Here is a 3,171-nt window from a genome sequence, read left to right as displayed (position 1 = left end):
GACCCGACGGGACGGCAGACTTGGCGGTGTAGAGGCGGGCAATCAGGTATCTGTTGACGTAGCCGTAGCCCCAGTGGAGTTGACACCCGCGCTGCTGCGCCGCCATGGAAGCCGTCGTTGTCCCCGTCCAGAACTTCATCCCCATCCCTAGCACGACAGTTGTATTTTGTTGTTCTGCAGCAGAGTTGCTTCTGCAGTAGGTTGTCGTCAGTGCTGGATGATGTTGGGGGCTATGATGTTTCGGCCTGGAGACTGGGTTTCGATAGGACGTTCGCTCGGGCGGCTGGGGCGCGTTCTATCGCGAGGAGCCGCAGTGGTGGGCGCGGGCGTATCTGACCGGGTTGCTGGCGCTGGCGGAGCGGAGAAGTTCCTGGCAGCTGGCGGAGGCGGCCGGGATGGTGAAGCCGGTCGGGTTGCATCCGTCGCCGGATCGGCCGCGTCAGCGTCGCGCCACGCTATGCTGATCCGTCCCGGCGACAACTCCGGAACCGGCACCCCCACCACTCGATCACCGTGCGCCAGTGCGGATTCCGGCACGAGGGCGATTCCGAGCCCGTGCGCGGCCATGGTGACCAGCAGGCCGGGATACCCGGCCTCGAAGGGGATTCGCAACCGTGTACCCGCCTGTGCGGCAGCACGATCGAGTTGTCGGCGTAGCCCAGACCTGGGACCGGTTGAGGAAATGCTAGATGTTCATCGAACATGCTACGAGACTGACCGGCGGGCAGCTCAGCTGACCGGATTCCGCGCTCCCGCACGATGCCGACGAGCGTCTGCCAGCCCGGTCCAGCGCCGCGCCCGCGGCGGGTCGAGATCGAATTGGTCGAGCACCCGCACCGCGATGTGGTCGACGATGTCGTCGACGGTTTCGGGGTTGTTGTAGAACGCAGGCATCGGCGGCACCATGCGGGCTCCCATGCGGCTCAGCGCCAGCATGTTCTCCAGATGTATGTCGTTGAGCGGGGTTTCGCGCGGCACCAGTACCAGGCGGCGGCGCTCTTTGAGCACCACGTCCGCCGCCCTGGTGATGAGATTGTCGGCCAGACCGTGGCGCACGGCAGCGAGGGTGCGCATACTGCAGGGCACGATGATCATGCCGTCGGTACGGAAGGAACCCGAAGAGATCGCAGCTCCCTGCTCCCCGAGCTTGTAGGTGACATCCGCAAGCTCGCTCACCTCCCGCACCGACAGCGATGACTCCATCTCGATGGTCTGGTGTGCCCAGGTACTCACTACCAAATGTGTTTCCACCTCGGGCATTTCGTGCAGCATCTCAAGAATTCGCACAGCCAGCGGCGCACCCGTGGCACCTGTCACGCCGACGATGAGACGCCGGGTTGTCGTCTCCCTCATCAGACCCTCCACATCAGGCGGTCCAGCAGATCGGCGACACGCCCCCATCGTTCGCGCTCGGCGAGCTCCGGCGACGCATGAAACATCATGGGGGTCAAGGCGATTCCGATATCGTCGCGCTTGTACTCGACGAGCTCGAACACGCAGCCGAGCAGGTCGCCGTCCCCGAGGCAGGAGATCATGCGCAGCTTGGCGTGGTGGCAGACGGTACCCGCCACCGCGATCAAACCGGCAGCTCCGCTGCGATGCAGATTCGCCCGGGTGCGCGGGCTCGCCACCACGCCGAACAACCGGCTGCCGTCCGCCGCGGGCTCGAGTTCCGACCTCGACAGCAGCGCGCTGTGCGGGAGCCCGTGCTCGTCGATCGAGAGGAACGGAAAGGCTTGCTCCCGCGCCTCCGGGTCAGGGAAACCGCGCAGGAGCCCTGCGAGATCCTCGGGCAAGATGGCCATTGTCCTCACCTACCTTTCCGTTTCGTCCCGACCCTCGAATCGCGCCGCTTACAGCGGCAGGATCACGTTCCACCTGTCGCGGATCTTGCCGCGGGCGGCGTCGTCGAAACGATTCGCCTTCGGGCAGGAGAGTCCTTCCAGGCGAAGGGCTTGCAAGCATCGATCAGCACAATGCCCATCGACATGTCCCCGGCGGTCCGCTTCTCGGGAGACAGGCGCGGGTCGATGGCCGTGGTCAGTTGCGCAGCACATGAATCGACTCGGCGGGATCGATCCGGGTGAACAGTGCCCACTGCACATGGTGGATACCGGTGATGTCGATATCCTCGTCCACGACAACGAAATACCGTTCCGTTCCTACGCCAACGGTGTAGCCCAGTGGCTCTCGCGCAAGTCACTCTCATGGCGATGCCGTCCTCCTGATCGGTCATCCTTCCAGCACAGGCGAATTCGAAGATGGTGCATCAAGCTATTCAGGGCAAGCGGGCCGCGAAATTCAGCAGGTGTATCGCCAACTCGCCAGGTGCGGAGAGGAATGGGGAGTGTCCGGTGGGCAAGGTGACAGTTTCGGTGATTCCGTCACGTCGGTACAGGGCTTTCTGGACGTCGGGGGGTAGGAGTGCGTCCTCCGAGGTGATCACCCCGAGTCGTGGAAGCGAAAGGTATCGGGTCGTCGGGGCGTCGACAAGGCCGGTGATGGTCGCGTTCGGTTCTGGGGTCAGAAGTCGGAGGGCCAGTGCGATGTCGGCGGCATTGCAGTCGTTGTAGAAGAAACTCGCCGCGGCGGCCGGGGCCAGGTCGAATGTTTGGTCGTCGGGGTTGGCCGAGAGATAGGGGGCCAGTTTCCCGAAGACACCGGCCAGGGCTGGATCGGTGGCGAGAGATTGCCCGCCCTCGACGACGTCGGCTGCAACATACACGACTCCCGCGATCTTGTCCGCGTAACGTTCCGCCGCGGTCTTGACCGTGACCCCGCCCATCGAGTGGCCGACCAGTATCGCCTTGTCCGCCAGCGGATCCAGGACCGATCGGACCCGGTCGACATAGGCGGACAGGCTCGCGCTCGCGACCGGTGTGCGGTCGATGCCGTGGCCCGGCAGGTCCGGTGTCACGACCATGTGGCCCAGGGATTCGAGAATGGGCACGACCTTGTACCAGCACCACGCGCCGTGACTTCCGCCGTGGATCAATACGAATGTGCTCATGCCGCCGCCCTATCCCTTGTTCCGGTCGCTGATCGGGGTGAGGTGCCACCCGGCGACCTGGTCCTTGATCCGGCGTTTGAGGTCTTCCGGATAGCTGGTCGCGAAGTCGCTTCGCAACGGAATGTCCTGTGGTGCGAGGTCGATCGGCCAGGTGCAGTCGA

At 64.3% G+C, this 3,171-nt stretch carries 4 protein-coding genes and 1 pseudogene; all 5 read right to left on the bottom strand.

The window, feature by feature from the left end; all coding sequences use genetic code 11:
• Positions 1-207: 207 nt before the first annotated feature.
• The 5 genes and pseudogenes from ACWEQQ_RS44930 to ACWEQQ_RS44910 all read right to left on the bottom strand — a co-directional run bounded on the left by ACWEQQ_RS44930 (position 208) and on the right by ACWEQQ_RS44910 (position 3,010).
• Positions 208-684 (bottom strand): LysR substrate-binding domain-containing protein, encoded by a 477-nt coding sequence (locus tag ACWEQQ_RS44930; protein ID WP_452352555.1) that lies wholly within the window; start codon positions 682-684, stop codon positions 208-210.
• Between the two features lie 45 nt (positions 685-729).
• A complete protein-coding gene (locus ACWEQQ_RS44925; protein WP_452352554.1) occupies positions 730-1,353 on the bottom strand; it encodes a non-oxidative hydroxyarylic acid decarboxylases subunit B in 624 nt (207 codons plus the stop codon).
• Positions 1,353-1,805 carry a hypothetical protein gene (locus ACWEQQ_RS44920; RefSeq protein WP_452352553.1) on the bottom strand — a complete coding sequence of 151 codons (453 nt, stop codon included), beginning with the start codon at positions 1,803-1,805 and terminating at the stop codon, positions 1,353-1,355. Before ACWEQQ_RS44920 ends, ACWEQQ_RS44925 begins: the two co-directional genes overlap by 1 nt.
• A gap of 48 nt (positions 1,806-1,853) precedes the next feature.
• A pseudogene (locus ACWEQQ_RS44915) lies at positions 1,854-2,163 on the bottom strand (UbiD family decarboxylase); the annotation flags it as partial.
• Positions 2,164-2,278: 115 nt separating this feature from the next.
• Positions 2,279-3,010: an alpha/beta fold hydrolase gene (locus ACWEQQ_RS44910; protein WP_452352552.1), complete on the bottom strand. Its 732-nt coding sequence runs from the start codon at positions 3,008-3,010 to the stop codon at positions 2,279-2,281.
• Positions 3,011-3,171: the final 161 nt, after the last annotated feature.

The sequence above is a fragment of the Nocardia sp. NPDC004123 genome (genome assembly GCF_053603795.1).
This window is presented reverse-complemented; position numbering and strand designations above follow the sequence as displayed.